At 63.0% G+C, this 15,852-nt stretch carries 14 protein-coding genes; 8 read left to right on the top strand and 6 right to left on the bottom strand.

From position 1 onward, the window contains the following. Window positions 1-62: 62 nt before the first annotated feature. A complete protein-coding gene (locus tag ACH79_RS23450; RefSeq protein ID WP_161853125.1) occupies window positions 63-1,259 on the bottom strand; it encodes a hypothetical protein in 1,197 nt (398 codons plus the stop codon). A gap of 369 nt (window positions 1,260-1,628) precedes the next feature. Here ACH79_RS23450 and ACH79_RS23445 point away from each other — a divergent pair, with 369 nt between their 5' ends. Genes ACH79_RS23445 through ACH79_RS23435 form a run of 3 tightly spaced genes read left to right on the top strand, consistent with a single transcriptional unit; the run spans window position 1,629 to window position 4,472 of the window. Next, window positions 1,629-2,624, top strand: a complete 996-nt coding sequence (locus ACH79_RS23445) for a nitronate monooxygenase family protein (protein ID WP_161853124.1) — start codon at window positions 1,629-1,631, stop codon at window positions 2,622-2,624. Between the two features lie 33 nt (window positions 2,625-2,657). Next, complete coding sequence (locus ACH79_RS23440; protein WP_161853123.1) at window positions 2,658-3,626, top strand: zinc-binding dehydrogenase; 969 nt, start codon at window positions 2,658-2,660, stop codon at window positions 3,624-3,626. 3 nt (window positions 3,627-3,629) lie between these two features. Further along, on the top strand, window positions 3,630-4,472 hold the full coding sequence (locus ACH79_RS23435; RefSeq protein ID WP_161853122.1) for an SMP-30/gluconolactonase/LRE family protein: 843 nt from the start codon (window positions 3,630-3,632) through the stop codon (window positions 4,470-4,472). A gap of 67 nt (window positions 4,473-4,539) precedes the next feature. Here the strand turns inward: ACH79_RS23435 and ACH79_RS23430 are convergent, their stop codons facing one another. The 4 genes from ACH79_RS23430 to ACH79_RS23415 all read right to left on the bottom strand — a co-directional run bounded on the left by ACH79_RS23430 (window position 4,540) and on the right by ACH79_RS23415 (window position 8,722). After that, on the bottom strand, window positions 4,540-5,538 hold the full coding sequence (locus tag ACH79_RS23430; RefSeq protein WP_161853121.1) for an aldo/keto reductase: 999 nt from the start codon (window positions 5,536-5,538) through the stop codon (window positions 4,540-4,542). Window positions 5,539-5,645: 107 nt separating this feature from the next. After that, window positions 5,646-6,452: an ABC transporter substrate-binding protein gene (locus ACH79_RS23425; RefSeq protein ID WP_161853120.1), complete on the bottom strand. Its 807-nt coding sequence runs from the start codon at window positions 6,450-6,452 to the stop codon at window positions 5,646-5,648. Continuing rightward, a complete protein-coding gene (locus ACH79_RS23420; RefSeq protein WP_161853119.1) occupies window positions 6,445-6,804 on the bottom strand; it encodes a cytochrome c in 360 nt (119 codons plus the stop codon). Before ACH79_RS23420 ends, ACH79_RS23425 begins: the two co-directional genes overlap by 8 nt. Window positions 6,805-6,982: 178 nt before the next feature. Then, window positions 6,983-8,722 carry a PQQ-binding-like beta-propeller repeat protein gene (locus tag ACH79_RS23415; protein WP_161853118.1) on the bottom strand — a complete coding sequence of 580 codons (1,740 nt, stop codon included), beginning with the start codon at window positions 8,720-8,722 and terminating at the stop codon, window positions 6,983-6,985. A gap of 614 nt (window positions 8,723-9,336) precedes the next feature. Between ACH79_RS23415 and ACH79_RS23410 the strand changes: the two genes are divergently transcribed. The 5 genes from ACH79_RS23410 to ACH79_RS23390 all read left to right on the top strand — a co-directional run bounded on the left by ACH79_RS23410 (window position 9,337) and on the right by ACH79_RS23390 (window position 14,809). Next, complete coding sequence (locus tag ACH79_RS23410) at window positions 9,337-10,932, top strand: ABC transporter substrate-binding protein (RefSeq protein WP_202639016.1); 1,596 nt, start codon at window positions 9,337-9,339, stop codon at window positions 10,930-10,932. Between the two features lie 60 nt (window positions 10,933-10,992). Continuing rightward, on the top strand, window positions 10,993-11,928 hold the full coding sequence (locus ACH79_RS23405; protein ID WP_161853116.1) for an ABC transporter permease: 936 nt from the start codon (window positions 10,993-10,995) through the stop codon (window positions 11,926-11,928). Between the two features lie 67 nt (window positions 11,929-11,995). Beyond that, on the top strand, window positions 11,996-12,817 hold the full coding sequence (locus ACH79_RS23400) for an ABC transporter permease (protein WP_161853115.1): 822 nt from the start codon (window positions 11,996-11,998) through the stop codon (window positions 12,815-12,817). After that, window positions 12,814-13,794 (top strand): ABC transporter ATP-binding protein, encoded by a 981-nt coding sequence (locus ACH79_RS23395; protein WP_161853114.1) that lies wholly within the window; start codon window positions 12,814-12,816, stop codon window positions 13,792-13,794. Before ACH79_RS23400 ends, ACH79_RS23395 begins: the two co-directional genes overlap by 4 nt. Further along, complete coding sequence (locus tag ACH79_RS23390; RefSeq protein WP_161853113.1) at window positions 13,787-14,809, top strand: ABC transporter ATP-binding protein; 1,023 nt, start codon at window positions 13,787-13,789, stop codon at window positions 14,807-14,809. Before ACH79_RS23395 ends, ACH79_RS23390 begins: the two co-directional genes overlap by 8 nt. Here ACH79_RS23390 and ACH79_RS23385 read toward each other — a convergent pair. Further along, window positions 14,806-15,648 (bottom strand): amidohydrolase, encoded by an 843-nt coding sequence (locus ACH79_RS23385; protein ID WP_161853112.1) that lies wholly within the window; start codon window positions 15,646-15,648, stop codon window positions 14,806-14,808. The genes ACH79_RS23390 and ACH79_RS23385 overlap by 4 nt on opposite strands. Window positions 15,649-15,852 lie beyond the last annotated feature (204 nt).

Genomic DNA, 15,852 nt, shown 5'->3' with positions numbered 1-15,852 from the left:
AGGAAAACGTGGCAGATCAAAATCCGGATCGCCGCTTCGCTTCTATCGAAACGGAGAAGGCGCTAGGCATGATCCAGCAAGTGAAGGTCCGACAACAGGTGCATGGCGAAATCGCCGCCAAACGCGGTGTTGCCGTGGCCGCCGTCGCCACCGATTCCAGCGATCTGGATCGTGCTCTGATCGAACTGGACATTATTGCTCTGATAAGCCTCTGCTGTTGAATTGTAGCCGGCGATCGCAATGTTGATCGGGGCGTAGATCGCCACATCGATGTCGACGAGGCTTCCGGAGAAATGGCCGTTGCCGCCGTTGCCAGCGCCGTTGTTGCCGGTCGCGATGACGTCAGAGCCGATCAGGTCGAAGATGGAAGAGAATATGTCCGCCGTTCCGCCGCTCGCATGATTGCCGTTCCCGCCATCACCCCCGACGCCGGCCATCTGAAAAGCGGATTGATCGAACACCACATTGTTTGTCTGTTCGGCGTTGGCCGTGGAATTGTATCCCGCCACCGCGATGTTGATCGGATAGTACAACGCAAAGGACGCGTGAACGAAGCCCCCGTAAGCGTATCCGTCTCCGCCGTTGCCGGCCTGGTTATCCCCGCTCGCGATCACATTGGAGGCCATCCCGCCGTGACCGGAGACAGACAAACCTCCACCGATCGCGGCATTGCCGTTCCCGCCATCACCCCCAACGCCGGCCATCTGAAACGCGGATTGATCGAGCACCACATTGTTTGCCTGATCGGCGTGGGCACTGGAATTATATCCCGCCACAGCAATGTTGATCGGGGCATAGACCGCGACAGGAGCATGCACCATTGCTCCGAAGAAGTAGCCATCGCCACCATTGCCCGCGCTGTTGTGACCGGTGGCGATGGCGCCAGTACCGACGGACCCGAATGTGCCGACGCTTCCGCCCAGGGCGGCATTCCAATTGCCGCCATCACCGCCAACTCCCGCGATCTGGGTGGCGGACTGATCGAAATACGCGATATTCGTCTGATGCGCGAGGGCTGTCGCATGGCCGCCCGCCCACGCCACGTTGAGCGGTTCGAAACCGGCGTAGCTGCTATTGATCAGGCTCCCGGCAAAATAACCTTTGCCGCCATTGCCCGCGCTGTTATCTCCCGTGTGGATCGGGAAGCGTGGCAATGAATCCGCGGAGAGCCACCATGCGCTTGGCAGATCGTGCCCGAGCAGAGCCTTGCGGTCGAGGGGAACGCTGTAAACAGGGTCCGGTACGCTCCGATGATCCATGACTGTTGCCCTACCGAAATTGCTTCGCGCCGACCGGACGGACGCCTCCCGCACTCAAGAGAGAATGTCACTTCGGCAGGCTAAAAGCCGAGTCGTCAATTCGGACTGCAAACGTTCGGGCGATAGCCACGATATCGGTTACACCCGTTCGGGTGGGTGTACCTTGCGTGAATACTGACATTTCCGCGGAAATACCGTTCTCCATCCGGAATGTTTCGCCCTGCGGAAACAAGTCTCCGCTTTTGCATGCTGGCGTTGCCCTGGCCATCGCCCGCCCCCGTAGACTTTTGCGGAGGGTAGCGGCATCCTGCCCATCGAAATCTCACAAATGACGCGCGGCCTCCCGCGGCGAGGAAACAGAGGGCAGACATGATCAAGACGCGATTCACCGAGCTCGTCGGCGTCGAACACCCGATCGTCCAGGGCGGCATGCAATGGGTCGGCCGCGCCGAGCTGGTGGCGGCCGTCGCCAATGCCGGCGCGCTCGGGCTGATCACCGCGCTGACGCAGCCGACGCCGGAAGATCTCACCAAGGAAATCGCGCGCTGCCGCGACCTGACCGACAAGCCGTTCGGCGTCAACCTCACCATCCTGCCCGCGATCAAGCCACCGCCTTATGCCGAGTATCGCCAGGCCATCATCGAGGCCGGCATCAAGATCGTGGAAACCGCCGGCAATAAGCCGCAGGATCACGTCACCGAATTCAAGAAGCACCGCATCAAGGTCATCCACAAATGCACCAGCGTCCGCCACGCGCTGTCGGCGGAGCGGATGGGCGTCGATGCGATCTCGATCGACGGCTTTGAATGCGCCGGCCATCCCGGCGAGGACGACACCCCCGGCCTGATCCTGATCCCGGCCGCCGCCGACAAGGTCAAGATTCCGATGATCGCCTCCGGCGGCTTCGGCGACGGCCGCGGCCTGGTCGCCGCGCTGGCGCTCGGCGCCGAGGGCATCAACATGGGCACGCGCTTCATGTGCACCAAGGAAAGCCCGATCCACCAGGTCGTGAAGGAGCGTATCGTCGCCAATGACGAGCGCGAGACCGAGCTGATCTTCCGCACCATGCGCAACACCTCGCGCGTCGCCAAGAATGCGATCTCGACCAAGGTGGTCGCGATGGAGAAGGAAGGCGCCAAATTCGAGGACGTCCGCGAGCTCGTCGCCGGCGCCCGCGGCAAGATGGTCTACGCGACCGGCGATGCGGATGAAGGCATCTGGTCGGCCGGCCAGGTCCAGGGCCTGATCCACGACATCCCGACCTGCGCCGAACTGGTGTCGCGCATCATGCGCGATGCGGAAGCGATCATCCGCAGCCGGTTCGAAGGCATGTTGTCGGGGGCGCAGCGGCAGGCCGCCGAATAGACGGTCTGTTCGCTCAATAACAGAGAAGAGCCCATGAAAGCCTATGTCTATGGCGCCAACGGCGCCGAAATCACCGAGGTTGCAAAGCCCACACCGAAGGGCACGCAGGTCCTGGTCAAGGTCCATGCCTGCGGCCTCAACCGCGCCGATCTCGGCATGACCAAGGGTCATGTGCATGGCGCGGCCGGCGGCGTCGGCACCGTGCTCGGCATGGAATGGGCGGGCGAAGTCGCCGAGCTCGGCCCCGACGCAAAAGGTGTTAAGGTCGGCGACAAGATCATGGGCTCCGGGGGCGCTGCGTTTGCCGAGTACACGCTAGCGGACCACGGCCGGCTGTTCCGCGCGCCCTCGAACATGAATTTCGAGGAGGCCGCCACCCTCCCCGTCGCGCTCGCCACCATGCACAATGCAGTTGTCACCAACGGCGCGCTGCAGCCGGGCCAGAGCGTGCTGATCCAGGGCGCCAGTTCCGGCGTCGGGCTGATGGCGATGCAGATCGCGAAGTTCAAAGGTGCAAAACTCGTGATCGGCTCCTCGACGGATGCGATGCGCCGCGGCCGCCTGAAGGAATTCGGCGCCGACCTCGCGGTGGATTCCAAGGATCCCGGCTGGGTCGATCAGGTGTTGCAAGCTACCGGCGGCGAAGGCGTCGATCTGATCGTCGATCAGGTCTCAGGTCCGGTCGCGAACCAGAATCTGAAAGCCACCAAGGTCAAGGGCCGCATCGTTAATGTCGGCCGGCTCGGCGGCACCCATGCCGATTTCAATTTCGACCTCCACGCCGCCCGCCGCATCAACTATATCGGCGTCACCTTCCGCACCCGCACCATCGAGGAGATCCGCGAGATTTTTGACGAGGTCCGGAAAGACATCTGGGGCGCGGTGGAATCGCGAAAGCTGCAGCTGCCGATCGACAAGGTCTATCCGTTCGCCGAGATCGGAAAAGCGTTCGAACACATGGAAGCCAACAAGCACCTCGGCAAGATCGTGGTGACATTGTAGCCGATGAACCTGCGCTGCGTGCTCGACGGCGGACGCTACTATGAAGGGCCGCGCTGGCATGCGGGCCGGCTCTGGTTCGTCGACTGCATGGAGCGCACGCTGCTCAGCCTCTCCCCGTCAGGCGAATGCGAGCAGCATGCGAAACTCGACGACGACACGCCGTGCGGCCTCGGCGTGCTGCCGGACGGCACGGTGCTCGTGCTGACGATGTTCCGCAAGCGCCTCTTGGCCCACCGCGACGGCGCGCTGTCGCTTTACGCCGATCTCTCGGGAATCGCGACCGGCACCATCGACGACATGATCGTCGATGGGCTGGGGCGTGCCTATGTCGGCGATCTCGGCTTCGATCTGCCGCCACCGCCCGATCGCGGCGCTCCCGGCCGCATCCTTCTGGTGACGCCCGACGGCGCGGTCCGCGTCGTGGCCGAAGGCTTGCGGTTTCCCAACGGCATCGCCGTCTCGGCCGATCACAGCCGGCTCGTCGTGGCCGAGATGGATGGCGGATGTCTCAACGATTACGACATTGCTGCCGACGGCAGCCTGAAGCTGCGTGGGCGCTTCGGCAGCATGAAATCTCCCGATGGCATCTGCCTTGATCAGGAAGGCGCCGTGTGGGTCGCAGCCTTCGAGGAAGACGCCTTCATTCGCCTCGACGCCGAGGGGCACGAATTGCAGCGAATAGAAGTCCCCGGCCGCCGGGCGCTTGCCTGCGTCCTTGGCGGCGCTGAGCGAAAAACGCTCTTCTGCCTGAGCGCCGCGACATCGTACGAAGAACTACGGCAACGCAAATCATCCGCGCGGATCGACGTGGTCGATGTCGAAATTGGCGGCGCCGGTTATCCCTGACGCTTGCCATCGTTGGGCGTAGGATGGGTGGGGCGAAACGATACCCATCAATTCTCAATCGGCTCGATCAACGCGACTCGCCCGCAAACGCCTGCCTCAACTCCGACAGCCGATCGAGCGCCGCCTGCGGCAATGGGCCTTTTTCGGTCGCGGCGAGCGCGTCCTCGAACTGTTGCGGCGTCGCCATGCCGACAAGGATCGTGCCCATCGCCGGGTGCGACAGTGCAAACCGCGTCGCGGCTTCCGTCAGGCTGGCCGCAAACCCCTCCTCGATCAGCGGCATCAGGCGGCGTGCGCGATCGATGTCGGCATCGTAACTGAATGCCGAACCGATCGGCTCCGGCGCGGCGCCCGCAATTGGGTGGCGCTCGGCCGAACCCGACAGCGCGCCGCCGGCCAGCACGCGGATGCCCACGACGCCGACGCCGGCAGCCTTTGTGTGGTCGAACAACCGTACATAGTCCTGCGCCGGATAGCTTTGCGGTAATTCCTCCGCGGCCGATGGATTGAGCATGTTGTAGACGACCTGCGCGCTGTCGAACACGCGGGCATCCATCACCTGATGCAGCGCCGCGGTATCGCCGAGCGCCGTCATGCCGAGAAACCGGATCTTGCCCTGCTGCCGCAGCCGCTCGAACGCCGGCACGACGTCGTCGAGCACCTGCCGCACGCTCAGCGCCGGTCCGCCGCCCTGTTCGGTTACGGGATTGTGCAGATGAAGGATATCGACCCGCTCGAGCCGCAACCGCGCCAGACTGCCTTCGAGCGATATCCTCACTGCCTCATCGATGCGGCCACGATCGCTGGGCGGCAGCCGCACCTTGGTGCCGACGACCACATCAGCCGGTTTCAGCTTCTGCAAAATGCGGCCAAGGTTCTTTTCGGATTCGCCATCGCCATACTGCACCGCAGTGTCGAAGTAATTGACGCCGGCGGCGATCGCCCGCGCAACCGTCCGCTCCTGGTCGGCCGCATCGCCGCGCACCATCAATCCGCCCACCGCGCCGCAGCCAAAACCCAGCACCGAGAGCTGCAGTCCCGTCCGCCCAAAGACCCGCGTTTGCATTGGTGTTTCCTCCGGCTGAGTGGGAGATTATGCAGGGACGAGCGGCCGTTGCTCAACCCTGATATTCAGATCGTGGGGCGGATTAGCCGGCGCGGCGATATCGCGCCCTACTGCGGAGGTCGCAGCTCGACGCCGTAGCGCGCATAGATCCGCGCGATGGTGCCATCAGCCAGCAGGGCCTCGATTGCCGCGTCGACACGCGCTCGCAGCTTGTCGTCGGGGCGAAGCAGCCCGGCGGCAATATTCCAGTTCAAATCCTGATCGTTGTCGAACGCCGGGATCAGGCGCAACGGCTTGTCGGCATGCTGCAGGTTGAACCAACCGACCGTCATCGGTGTGACGGCAGCCGCCTCGATCTCGCGATTGGCCAACGCTGCGACAATATCGTCCTCGTATCCGAACGGAGACGTGGCGGCGCCGCCCTTGGCGAGCGTCATGGAGACCAGCGAGCCGACCGGCACCCCGACCCGCTGATCGGAACCGAGACTTGCCAGCGACGACGCCGGCGAATCCCCCCGCACCGCGAGCACGACGCCGCTGCGATGATAGGGGCGCGATACCTGCACACCGCCGGCGGGCGGTGTATCCTTGCGGGCGATGACGTCGAGCACGAGGTCGCAGTCGGCACGGCGATACTGGATCGCGCTGACCACCCACTCCCGCGTCAGCTTGACACCGAGCTGCTCGGCAATTTTCTCGCCGAGCTCGATCTGAAATCCGGGGACCGGTCCGGTCTTGCTCGCAAATGGCAGCGCGTTGGGGCTGGCGCAGAGCGTCAACGCGCCGCGCTCGATGACGGCTTCCAGCGAGCGGGCATCCGCCGAAGCGTTGCAGAGCACCAGCAGTGAGAGGCTTGCCGCGTATCTGATGAGACGACATCGCGGTTTCCAGGCTGCGGAAAACGCCCTAGTCATCGAGGCCTCGAATGTAGGCCAGGATGGCGATGATCTGGCCGTCACTGAACACCCCGCCATACGCGGGCATGGCGCCCGCCTTACCCTTCTTGATACGCTCGATGATGTACTCGTCGCTACGCTCGGACTTCGACAGCTTCGGACCTTTGCCAGCATGGCGGCCGCCATCCACGTGACAAAAGCCGCAGGTGGTTGCGAACATTTTCCCGCCTTCGATGTCGTCCGGCGAGGCTTCGGCTTGCGGCAGCGGATTTGCAGCGCCCGCTGGGATGGACTGTTGGGCAAACGAGGCGGTCGGCAGCCATGGCCAGACGATGGCCAGGGAAGCAACAATTACGAACGGTATTCGCATTCCAGTATCCGTATTGACCGCAAGAGCGGCAACGAATTGACCGCAAGAGCGGCAACGAATTGACCGCAAGAGCGGCAACGAATTGACCGCAAGAGCGGCAACGAATTGACCGCAAGGGCGGCAACGAATTGACCGCAAGGGCGGCAAGGAAGATGGATCCCTGCCGCCCACGCCATCGTCACTGTCTGAGCGCGAAGACAATCAGGGCACCGGTATTCTTCGTCATGCTCTTGAACGGCTCGCCAAAGAGCGCGACAAATTCGTCGCTTACCAGGGTTCCCCAGCCCGCCGGTACGGCGATGTACTGCTTGCCACCGGCCATGTAGCTGATGATACCGGCATTATGCCCGATGCCGTTGTTGCGCGACCAGAGCTCTTCGCCGGTGTCCGCATTGTAGGCGTGCACGATGCCTTCGGCGTCGGGCACGAATACCAGATTGCCCGCAGTGGCGAGAACGCTGGCGAGCGGCGGGTACTTGTAGTTGATCTCCCACTTCTTTTCGCCGGTGACCGGGTCGCGGGCGCTAAGATGACCACGGGCTGGCCCGTCCGGAGGCGCCACAGGCTTGAACGTGGCGCCGATGTGGAGCTGGGCCATCGGCTCCAGGATCGGCGTAGTCTTCTCGACGGTTATCTCCATGCACCACTCCTGCCCGATCCGGTAGAAGAGCCCGTTCTTCGGGCTGTAGGCGCCAGAGTTCCAGCTGATGCCGCCCATGACTGCCGGGCACAATGGCGGGTCCGCCTTGCCTTCCGCGAGGTCGCGGCGACCGATCAGTTCGCCGGTCTTCGGATCGATGCTCTTGACGAAGTTGATGTTCTTTACCAGCTGCCAGACGTTCTCGATCTTGGCGTTGGAACGATCATAGACGAAGATGTGTCCGCCCTTGTTGGCGTGCACGACGAGCTTCTTGCCGCCCCGGTCGATCATGACGAACTCGCCGACGGAAGAGTCGAAGTCCCAGGCATCGTGCGGCAGCTCCTGGTGGTAGAATTTGAGCTTGCCAGTATCGGGATCGAGCGCGATGACCGACGTCGTATAGAGATTCTCTCCCGGCCGCGGTCCGCTCTTCTTCCAGTCCGCGCCCGCCCAGTCATAGAGCGGTGCCGGGTTGGCGGTGCCCCACCACACCGAATTGGTTTCCGGGTCATAGGTTCCGGGCATCCAGCCGCCGCCGCCGCCGGTCCGCCAGGAGTCACCACCCCAGGTCTTCATGGCCTCCTCGGTACCGGCGACCGTGAAGAACTCCCATTTCTTCGCTCCGGTCTTGCCTTCGACGCCGAAGATCGGTCCGCGATGGGGCCATTCGCCGCCCTGGGCGCCGATGATCACCTTGTCCTTGACCACCAGCGGCGCGCCGGTGAAGCCGACGGTCATCTTCTTGGAATCCAGCAGCTTCGTATCCCACACCGGCTTGCCGGTCTTCAGATCGAGCGCGATCAGCCGCCCATCGACCGTGCCGACGTAGAGATTGCCGTGTCCGATGGCGATGCCGCGGTTGTATGGCGAGTGCGTCTGCTTGGAGACCAGGTCCTCGTCGAGTTCCGGCGCATAGGCCCAGATTGTCTTGCCCGTCGCGCCGTCCAGCGCGTAGACTCGGCTGTAGGAGCCCGAATAGTACAGCACGCCGTCAAGGGCCAGCGGCGTTGACTGAATGCCGCGGGTGGCGCGCTCGGGAAAATGCATCCAGGCGACTTCGAGATTCTTGACGTTGCCGGTATTGATCTGGTCGAGGCCGCTGTAATGGTAGGACTTGTAGGTGCCGTGATAGGTCGGCCAGTCGTTCTGGGCCGCCTCGGCATTCAGGGCCGCCTCTTGCGGCTGCGTCGGCACTTGAGCGCGCGTTGGCGAGGCCGCGACCAGGGCAGCCGCCGCCAGCGCGGCACAGCCGACGACATATCGTTCATGGAAAATCATCTGCGTCCTCCCTTTGTAGTTGTTTGTTGGGCCGAATTTTCTCGCGACCCTTGCAAGGGATACTCTGTTGTCAAAGCCTCATAGGGTCAGGAGTTAGAGCTAGATGGCGTGGACGGGCGGAACGACCGTCGTGAGGAGACGGCAGCACTTCTTGTCGCCTGGGTGAGAAGCGGGCAGCGGTTCGGGCGAAGGATTTGTTTTCGAGGAGTGCACTATTCAGTGCACGGCGGCACATGCGACCGTTGCGTGGGCCGGCCTGCCCCATGCTGCCTCTGGCGATGTCGGTGCGGTGCACCATGACATGTCCCTCGATGCAACCGCTATTAGTTGACCGGATTGTTGTTTTTTTGTGGAGCGCCCGTCGGTTGCGGCAACCTTGAGCTGACTCCGGCTACGGCGCGGGGCGGGCTGGCGTCTGGTCCGCCGTAGCGAGGCTGCCCACGACACCTCGGACCAGCACCACGGTCTACCTTTCCATGGTCGTCCAGGCCTCGCCTTGACGCTGCACAAGTATTGGTCCGATCGCCATCAACGCGAAACGAGGATCTTGCGCTCGACATGCTGCGAGTGGTCAACTCGCTGATCGGAATACTCGTGCACTGCGGGGGAGAACAATGATGTTCAAGAAGATTGCGATCGTGGCTGGTTTGGGACTGGCGCTCTCCGCCACGGCGGAAGCCCAGACACCGCGCAAGGGCGGAACCATTCGCATGACGGCGCCCTATGGCTCGAGTTTCACCAGCATGGACATTCATACGACACAGCGCGCCCAGGACGAGATAGTCGCCAAGGGCCTGCATCGGTCGCTCTACATTTGGGACTCCGCGGAGGGCAAACCGGTTCCGGAGCTTGCTAAGGAGGTCATCGTCTCCGGTGGAGGACTTGTTCATACCTTCAAGCTGCGCGACGACGCTTATTTCCACCACGGTCGCAGGATGACGGCTGACGACGTCATCTGGAGCTTCAATCGCATCATGGACGGCACCAAGGCCTATCCCGGCGCGCGTTTTGTCCGCGTGATCGAGGGCGCGGCCGAGGTCGAGAAGGGCCAGGCCAAGGAAATCTCGGGCTTAAAGAAGATCGACGACTTCACGCTCGAAATGAAGCTGACCGAGAAAGTCGATCCAGGTTTCTATTTCTTCACCGCGCTGACCTCGGTCTATCCCGCCGATGAGGGTGCCAAGGAAGGCTTCATCCAGAAACCGATCGGCCTTGGGCCATTCAAGTTTGTCGAGCACGTGCCGGGATCGCGCGTCGTCCTCGAGCGATGGGACCGGTTCTACAAGCCCGGCAAGCCGTATGCCGACAAGCTCATCGTCTCGATCATGGGCGAAGCCGCGGCGCGCGATGTCGCCTTCCGCAACAAGGAAATCGACACCTCGGTGCTCGGGCCGGCGCAGTATGTCGCCTATCAGGCCGACCCCAACCTCAAGGGTACTATCGCTGAAGTCGCCGAGGTCTTCACGCGTCACATGGGGATGAACCCGGCATTCAAGCCGTTCGCCGACAAGCGGGTCCGGCAGGCGATCAACCACGCGATCGATACCGACCTGATCATCAGCAAGCTGGTCAAGAACAAGGCCTATCGCGCCACGAGCTGGCTGCCTCTGACCCCGACCTCGCCGCTCTACGACAAGGCCATGAAGCCCTACGCCTTCGATCCCGCGAAAGCAAAGCAGTTGCTCGCCGACGCCGGCTATCCCACAGGCTTTGAATTCGAATGGACGACCAGTCAGAATGAAAGCTGGGGCCTGCCGATCGTCGAGGCCATTATCCCGATGCTGGACCGGGTAGGCATCAAGGTGAAGGTCAAGCAGGTCGAGACCGCGGTGCTGGCGGAGGCAATTAAGAAGGGCGACTTCCAGGCCTATGTCTATTCCATGGCGACAGGTCCGGATCCCCAGGCGGCGCTGAAGTGCTTCCATTCATCGACACCGCAATCGGCCTGCAACTACACGGCCTTCAAGAACGCGGACTTCGACAAGATGATCGATGAGGCCGGGCAGACCGACGATTCCGCCAAGCGCGTCCAGCTGCTGCAAAAAGCCAATGCCCTGCTCTATGACGAAGCGCCGGTCTGGTTCTTCAACTACAACAAGGCGGTCATGGCGGTGCAGCCGTGGCTCAAGGGTGTTCAGTTGAATGCGACGGAACTGACCCATCAAAACGTCGAAGACCTCTGGGTCGATGAAACCTCGCCCGCGAAGTGACGCGCGCGCTCACCCTCCCTCCATCGCAAAAAACGATGGCGGGAGGGAGGAACAGTTCCAATGCTCGCCTTCCTGATCCGTCGAATCCTGCAAACCGTTCCGACCGTGCTGGCTGTGGTGCTGGTGATCTTTGTGCTGTTCAGCGTCGTTCCGGGCAGCATCGTATCGAGCATGAACGATGACGGCCGGGGTCCGACCGACCCGCAGGTCGTGGAGCGCATGAAAAAGCAGCTCGGACTCGACGATCCCGTCTACGTCCGCTTCGGCGCCTACATTGCCAAGCTCGCGACGGGGGATTTGGGGACGTCGTTCCGGACGCGCGAGCCGGTCACGACCATGCTCGCCAAACGGATGTGGCCGACGCTGCAATTGATATTCGCCGCCATGACGTTTTCGATTGTGATCGGCGTACCGCTCGGCTTCATCGCAGCGCTAAGACCGGGCAGCATCGTCGACACGATCTCGATGGTCTTGGCGGTGTCGGGCCTTTCGATGGCCAAGTTCTGGCTGGGGCTGCTGCTAATGTACCTGTTTGCGTTGAAACTCGGCTGGCTGCCGAGTTTTGGCTATGGCGATGGGGGGCTCAAATATCTGATCCTGCCTGCGGTGACACTCGGCGTCTCGCCTATGGCGCTGCTGGCACGGACGACGCGCGCCGCGGTTCTCGAGATCATGACCGCGGATTTCGTTCGGACGGCGCGCTCGAAGGGCATGAGCGAGACCCGAGTCGTGAAGTGGCATGTGATGCGCAATGCCCTCGTCATCATTCTCACGACGATCGGCCTGCAATTCGGCGCGTTGATGGGCCAGGCGGTCGTGGTCGAGAAATTGTTCTCCTGGCCGGGCATCGGTTCGCTGCTCGTCGACAGTGTGCTGCAGCGCGACATTCCTGCCGTCCAAGGCTCTATTTTCGTTGTGGTGCTGTTCTTTCTCGCGACCAATATGTTGATTGACGTGCTCTATGGCGTGATCGATCCCAGGATCAGATACGCATGAGCGGTGATTGGCTCCATCACGCCCGTGCGCGATTGACTGAACCGCCTGCCGCGGCAGGGCGACCGCGATGAAGCTCGGAGCCAGTCTCATCATCGGCGGGGCGTTGTTCGCGCTTGCGATCTTCGTCGGCCTGTTCGCGCCCTGGCTGGCGCATACCGATCCTGTCATGGACGCCAATCTCATGAATGCGGAAGAGCCGCCGAGCTGGATCTGGTGGTTCGGCACCGATGCGCAGGGCCGCGACATTTACTCCCGCGTCGTGCACGGCGCGCGGATCTCGCTGACGGTCGGCATCGTCTCGCAGTTGGTCAACAGCGTCATCGGCGTGACGCTGGGCCTGACCGCGGGTTATTGGGGCGGCTGGTGGGACGACTTCGTCAATGGGCTGACCAACCTCATGCTCGCGATCCCCTCGCTGATCTTCGCGCTTGCCATCATGGCGGTGCTTGGACCCGGCCTGACCAGCCTGCTGATCGCGCTCGGGCTGACCAACTGGTCGTTCACTTGCCGGATCGCACGTGCCTCGACGCTCTCGCTCAAGAGCCAGGGCTATGTGCAGGCCGCAAGGGTGCTCGGCTACGGCGATTTGCGCATCATGATCACACAGCTGCTGCCGAACATGCTGGGACCCATCATTGTGATCGGCACGCTGGGCATGGGCGGCGCGGTATTGGCCGAAGCCGCACTTTCGTTCCTTGGCCTCGGAATCCGCCCGCCCTATCCAAGCTGGGGCAGCATGCTGTCGGAGGCCCGCGACCAGATCACAACGGCGCCGTGGCTCTCGATTTTCCCGGGCCTCGCCATATTCCTGACGGTGCTCGGCCTCAATCTGCTCGGCGATGGCTTGCGTGACATTCTCGATCCACAGTCGCGGAGCCGGCGCACATGACGGGCCCTCCCCTGATCGAAGTCGAAGATCTGCGCATCGATCTCGATGTCGGATCGAGCCATGTTGCGGCGGTCGAGGATGTTTCGTTCCGCATCGATCGTGGCGAGACATTCGGCCTTGTCGGCGAATCCGGCAGCGGCAAGAGTATTACGGCGCTCGCGCTGATCGGCCTGTTGCGCCAGCCGCTTTCGATCGGCGCCGGCGCCATACGATTTGAGGGCCGGGAGATCCAGGGACTACCGGCGGCCGAGCAACGCGCGCTGCGCGGCCATCGCATCGCCATGATCTTCCAGGAGCCGATGACGGCGCTTAATCCGGTCTCGCCCGTTGGCCGGCAGATCGCCGAAATGTTCGTGCTGCACAAGGGCAAGAGCTGGCGGGAAGCAAACCAACTGGCCGTCGAGGCGCTCGCGAGCGTCCGCGTCCCTGCACCCGAGCGGCGGGTGAACGATTACCCGCACCAGCTTTCGGGCGGCATGCGTCAACGCGTGATGATCGCCATCGCACTCGCATGTGGGCCTGATCTTCTGATCGCCGACGAGCCGACAACCGCGCTCGACGTGACGGTGCAAGCGGAGATCATCGAGCTGATGCGGAATTTATGCGCCGAAAGAGGTACGGCTATTTTGATGATCAGCCACGATCTGGGCCTGGTTGCCAATGTCTGCCGCCGCGTCGCCGTCATGTATGCCGGTCGCATTGTCGAGGAGCGCGGCTCGGCCGATATCTTCCGCGCATGCGCGCATCCCTATACGCAAGGCCTGGTCGACTCGCTGCCGCGGCTGGGGAGTCGCGCAGCACTGGGCCGAACGCGGCTCAGGGAGATCGCGGGCGTCGTGCCGGCAATCGCGGATTTCCCGAGCGGCTGCCGGTTCAATCCGCGTTGCACGCGGGCGACCGACATTTGCCGGACCACCGCGCCGGAGACGACGTTGCTCGGTGCAGGCGGATTCGTCAGGTGCCATCACCATGCATGAGCCTGCGGGAAGATTTGGTGACGATGTCATCCTCAGCGTGGAGGATCTCGCGGTCCATTTTCCGGTTGGTGGCGGCTTGCTGGGCGGCGGCCGGCGGCTGTTGCGCGCGGTCGACGGCATCGATCTCGAACTGAAGCGCGGTGAATGCCTTGGTCTCGTTGGCGAGTCCGGTTGTGGCAAATCCACTGTCGCGCTTTCGATACTTGGCCTGCAGATGCCGACGCGAGGCCGCATCGTGCTGGACGGGCAGGTCGTGACGGGCCGGCAGTCGGGCGATCGCAAAGCATTGGCCCGCATCGTACAAATCGTGTTTCAGGATCCCTACGCCTCCCTCAATCCACGTCAGACCGTTCGTCGCACGCTTGAAGCCCCGTTGCGCCTGCATGGTGTGACGGCCAAAAGCGAGATCGAGGAACGCGTCGCGACGATGCTCAGGCACGTGGGCCTCCGGCCCGAACAAGCTGGCCGCTACCCGCATGAATTCTCGGGAGGCCAGCGTCAGCGCATCGGCATCGCTCGCGCGCTGATCCTCAATCCCAAGATTGTCATCTGCGACGAACCTGTATCGGCGCTGGATGTCTCTATCCGTGCCCAGATCATCAATCTGCTGCTGGAATTGAAGGAAACTCTCGGCCTCTCCTACATCATGATCAGCCACGACCTCGGCGTTGTCGAGCACATGAGCGACAGGGTCGCCGTCATGTATCTCGGCCGCATTGTCGAGACAGGCGACTGGCGCGAAATCTTCGAACGGCCGGCGCACCCGTATACGCGAACCCTTATCGCCGCCATTCCCGATCCGCTACGCCATGCACCGCTCGCGACGACAAAGGGCGAGCTTCCCAATCCGCTCAGTCCGCCAGAGGGATGTGCGTTCAGTCCGCGCTGTCGTTACGCGGAAGCCGTGTGCCATCGTGAGCCTGTGCCGCCGCTTGAAACGCGGCCTGACGGGCACTCGGTCCGCTGCTGGCGAGCCGACGAGATTGCCGGTCAGACGGCGTTGGCCTCACACTAACCCTTCTTCGGCCACCAGCCATAGGCCCTGGCGCAGGCGCCGCCCATCAGCATCGCCCGCTCGGTGTCGCTCAAGCGGCTCGTCTTGAGGAAAGGCTCGACGGCCTGCTCGTAATTGACGACGGCGAACGCGCGCGTCCAGTCCGTGCCCCACAGGCAGCGATCGAAACCCCAGGCATCGAACACGCGGGCCAGCGGGTCCCAGATATCGGGATAAGGATACGGCTCGCGCGACAGCGTGCAGGCACCGCTGACCTTGATCACGGCGTTCGGCCGCCTGGCGAGGTCCAGCACCTTCGGAAGGTCGGCCCACGGCTCAGGCGGCGCCGGCGGCACGCGTGGCTGCAGGATGCCGAGATGGTCGATGATGAAGCGCGTGTCTGGATGGCGATCGATCAGCACCCTGCCCGCGTCCAGATTGTCCCAGCACAGCAGGTTGACCGGAAAATCATGGCGAACCGCCGCGCGCGCGATCCGGTCGAGGCCGGGATCGTCAGGCGCGCGCGCCGCCTCCTTCCTCAGCATGATGCGGATTCCGACCGCACCCGGCGTCTTCTTCCATTCGGCGACAACGTCGGCCACACCGGCATCATCAGGATCGACCGGCTTGACGATGGCGAGCCGGCCCGGATGCGCCCGCTGCACTTCCACGGCATAGCTGGCGTCGTAGCGGTACAACGAAAACGCCGAGATGAAGATCGCGCCGTCGACGCCAACCTTGTCCATCGCCGCCACCATCTCGTCACCCGTGACGTGATCGGGCCAGTTCGGCACGGTGTGCCAGGGCCGCTTCGGACTGTTCGCCTCATAGGCATGAACCTGTGAATCGATGATCGGCATCGGCGCCTCCGCTGTTTAGCCGGCGATCTTGGACAATGCGGCCTGCCCATGTCCAGATGCCAGGGACGCGGCACAGCAATGCGCCGGGCGGGCGCGCAGGCGTGGACCAGCGATGGAAGGCGGAAACACCATCCGCCATTCTGTTTGAGAAGCGCCGGCAGGTTACGAGAGAGCCGGTCATCGGGCCGCGCGCTGCGCAAACCC

The sequence above is a fragment of the Bradyrhizobium sp. CCBAU 051011 genome, assembly GCF_009930815.1.
Taxonomy (GTDB): domain Bacteria; phylum Pseudomonadota; class Alphaproteobacteria; order Rhizobiales; family Xanthobacteraceae; genus Bradyrhizobium.
The sequence above is the reverse complement of the archived record's forward strand: the minus strand, read 5'-3'. Positions and strand labels throughout refer to the sequence as shown.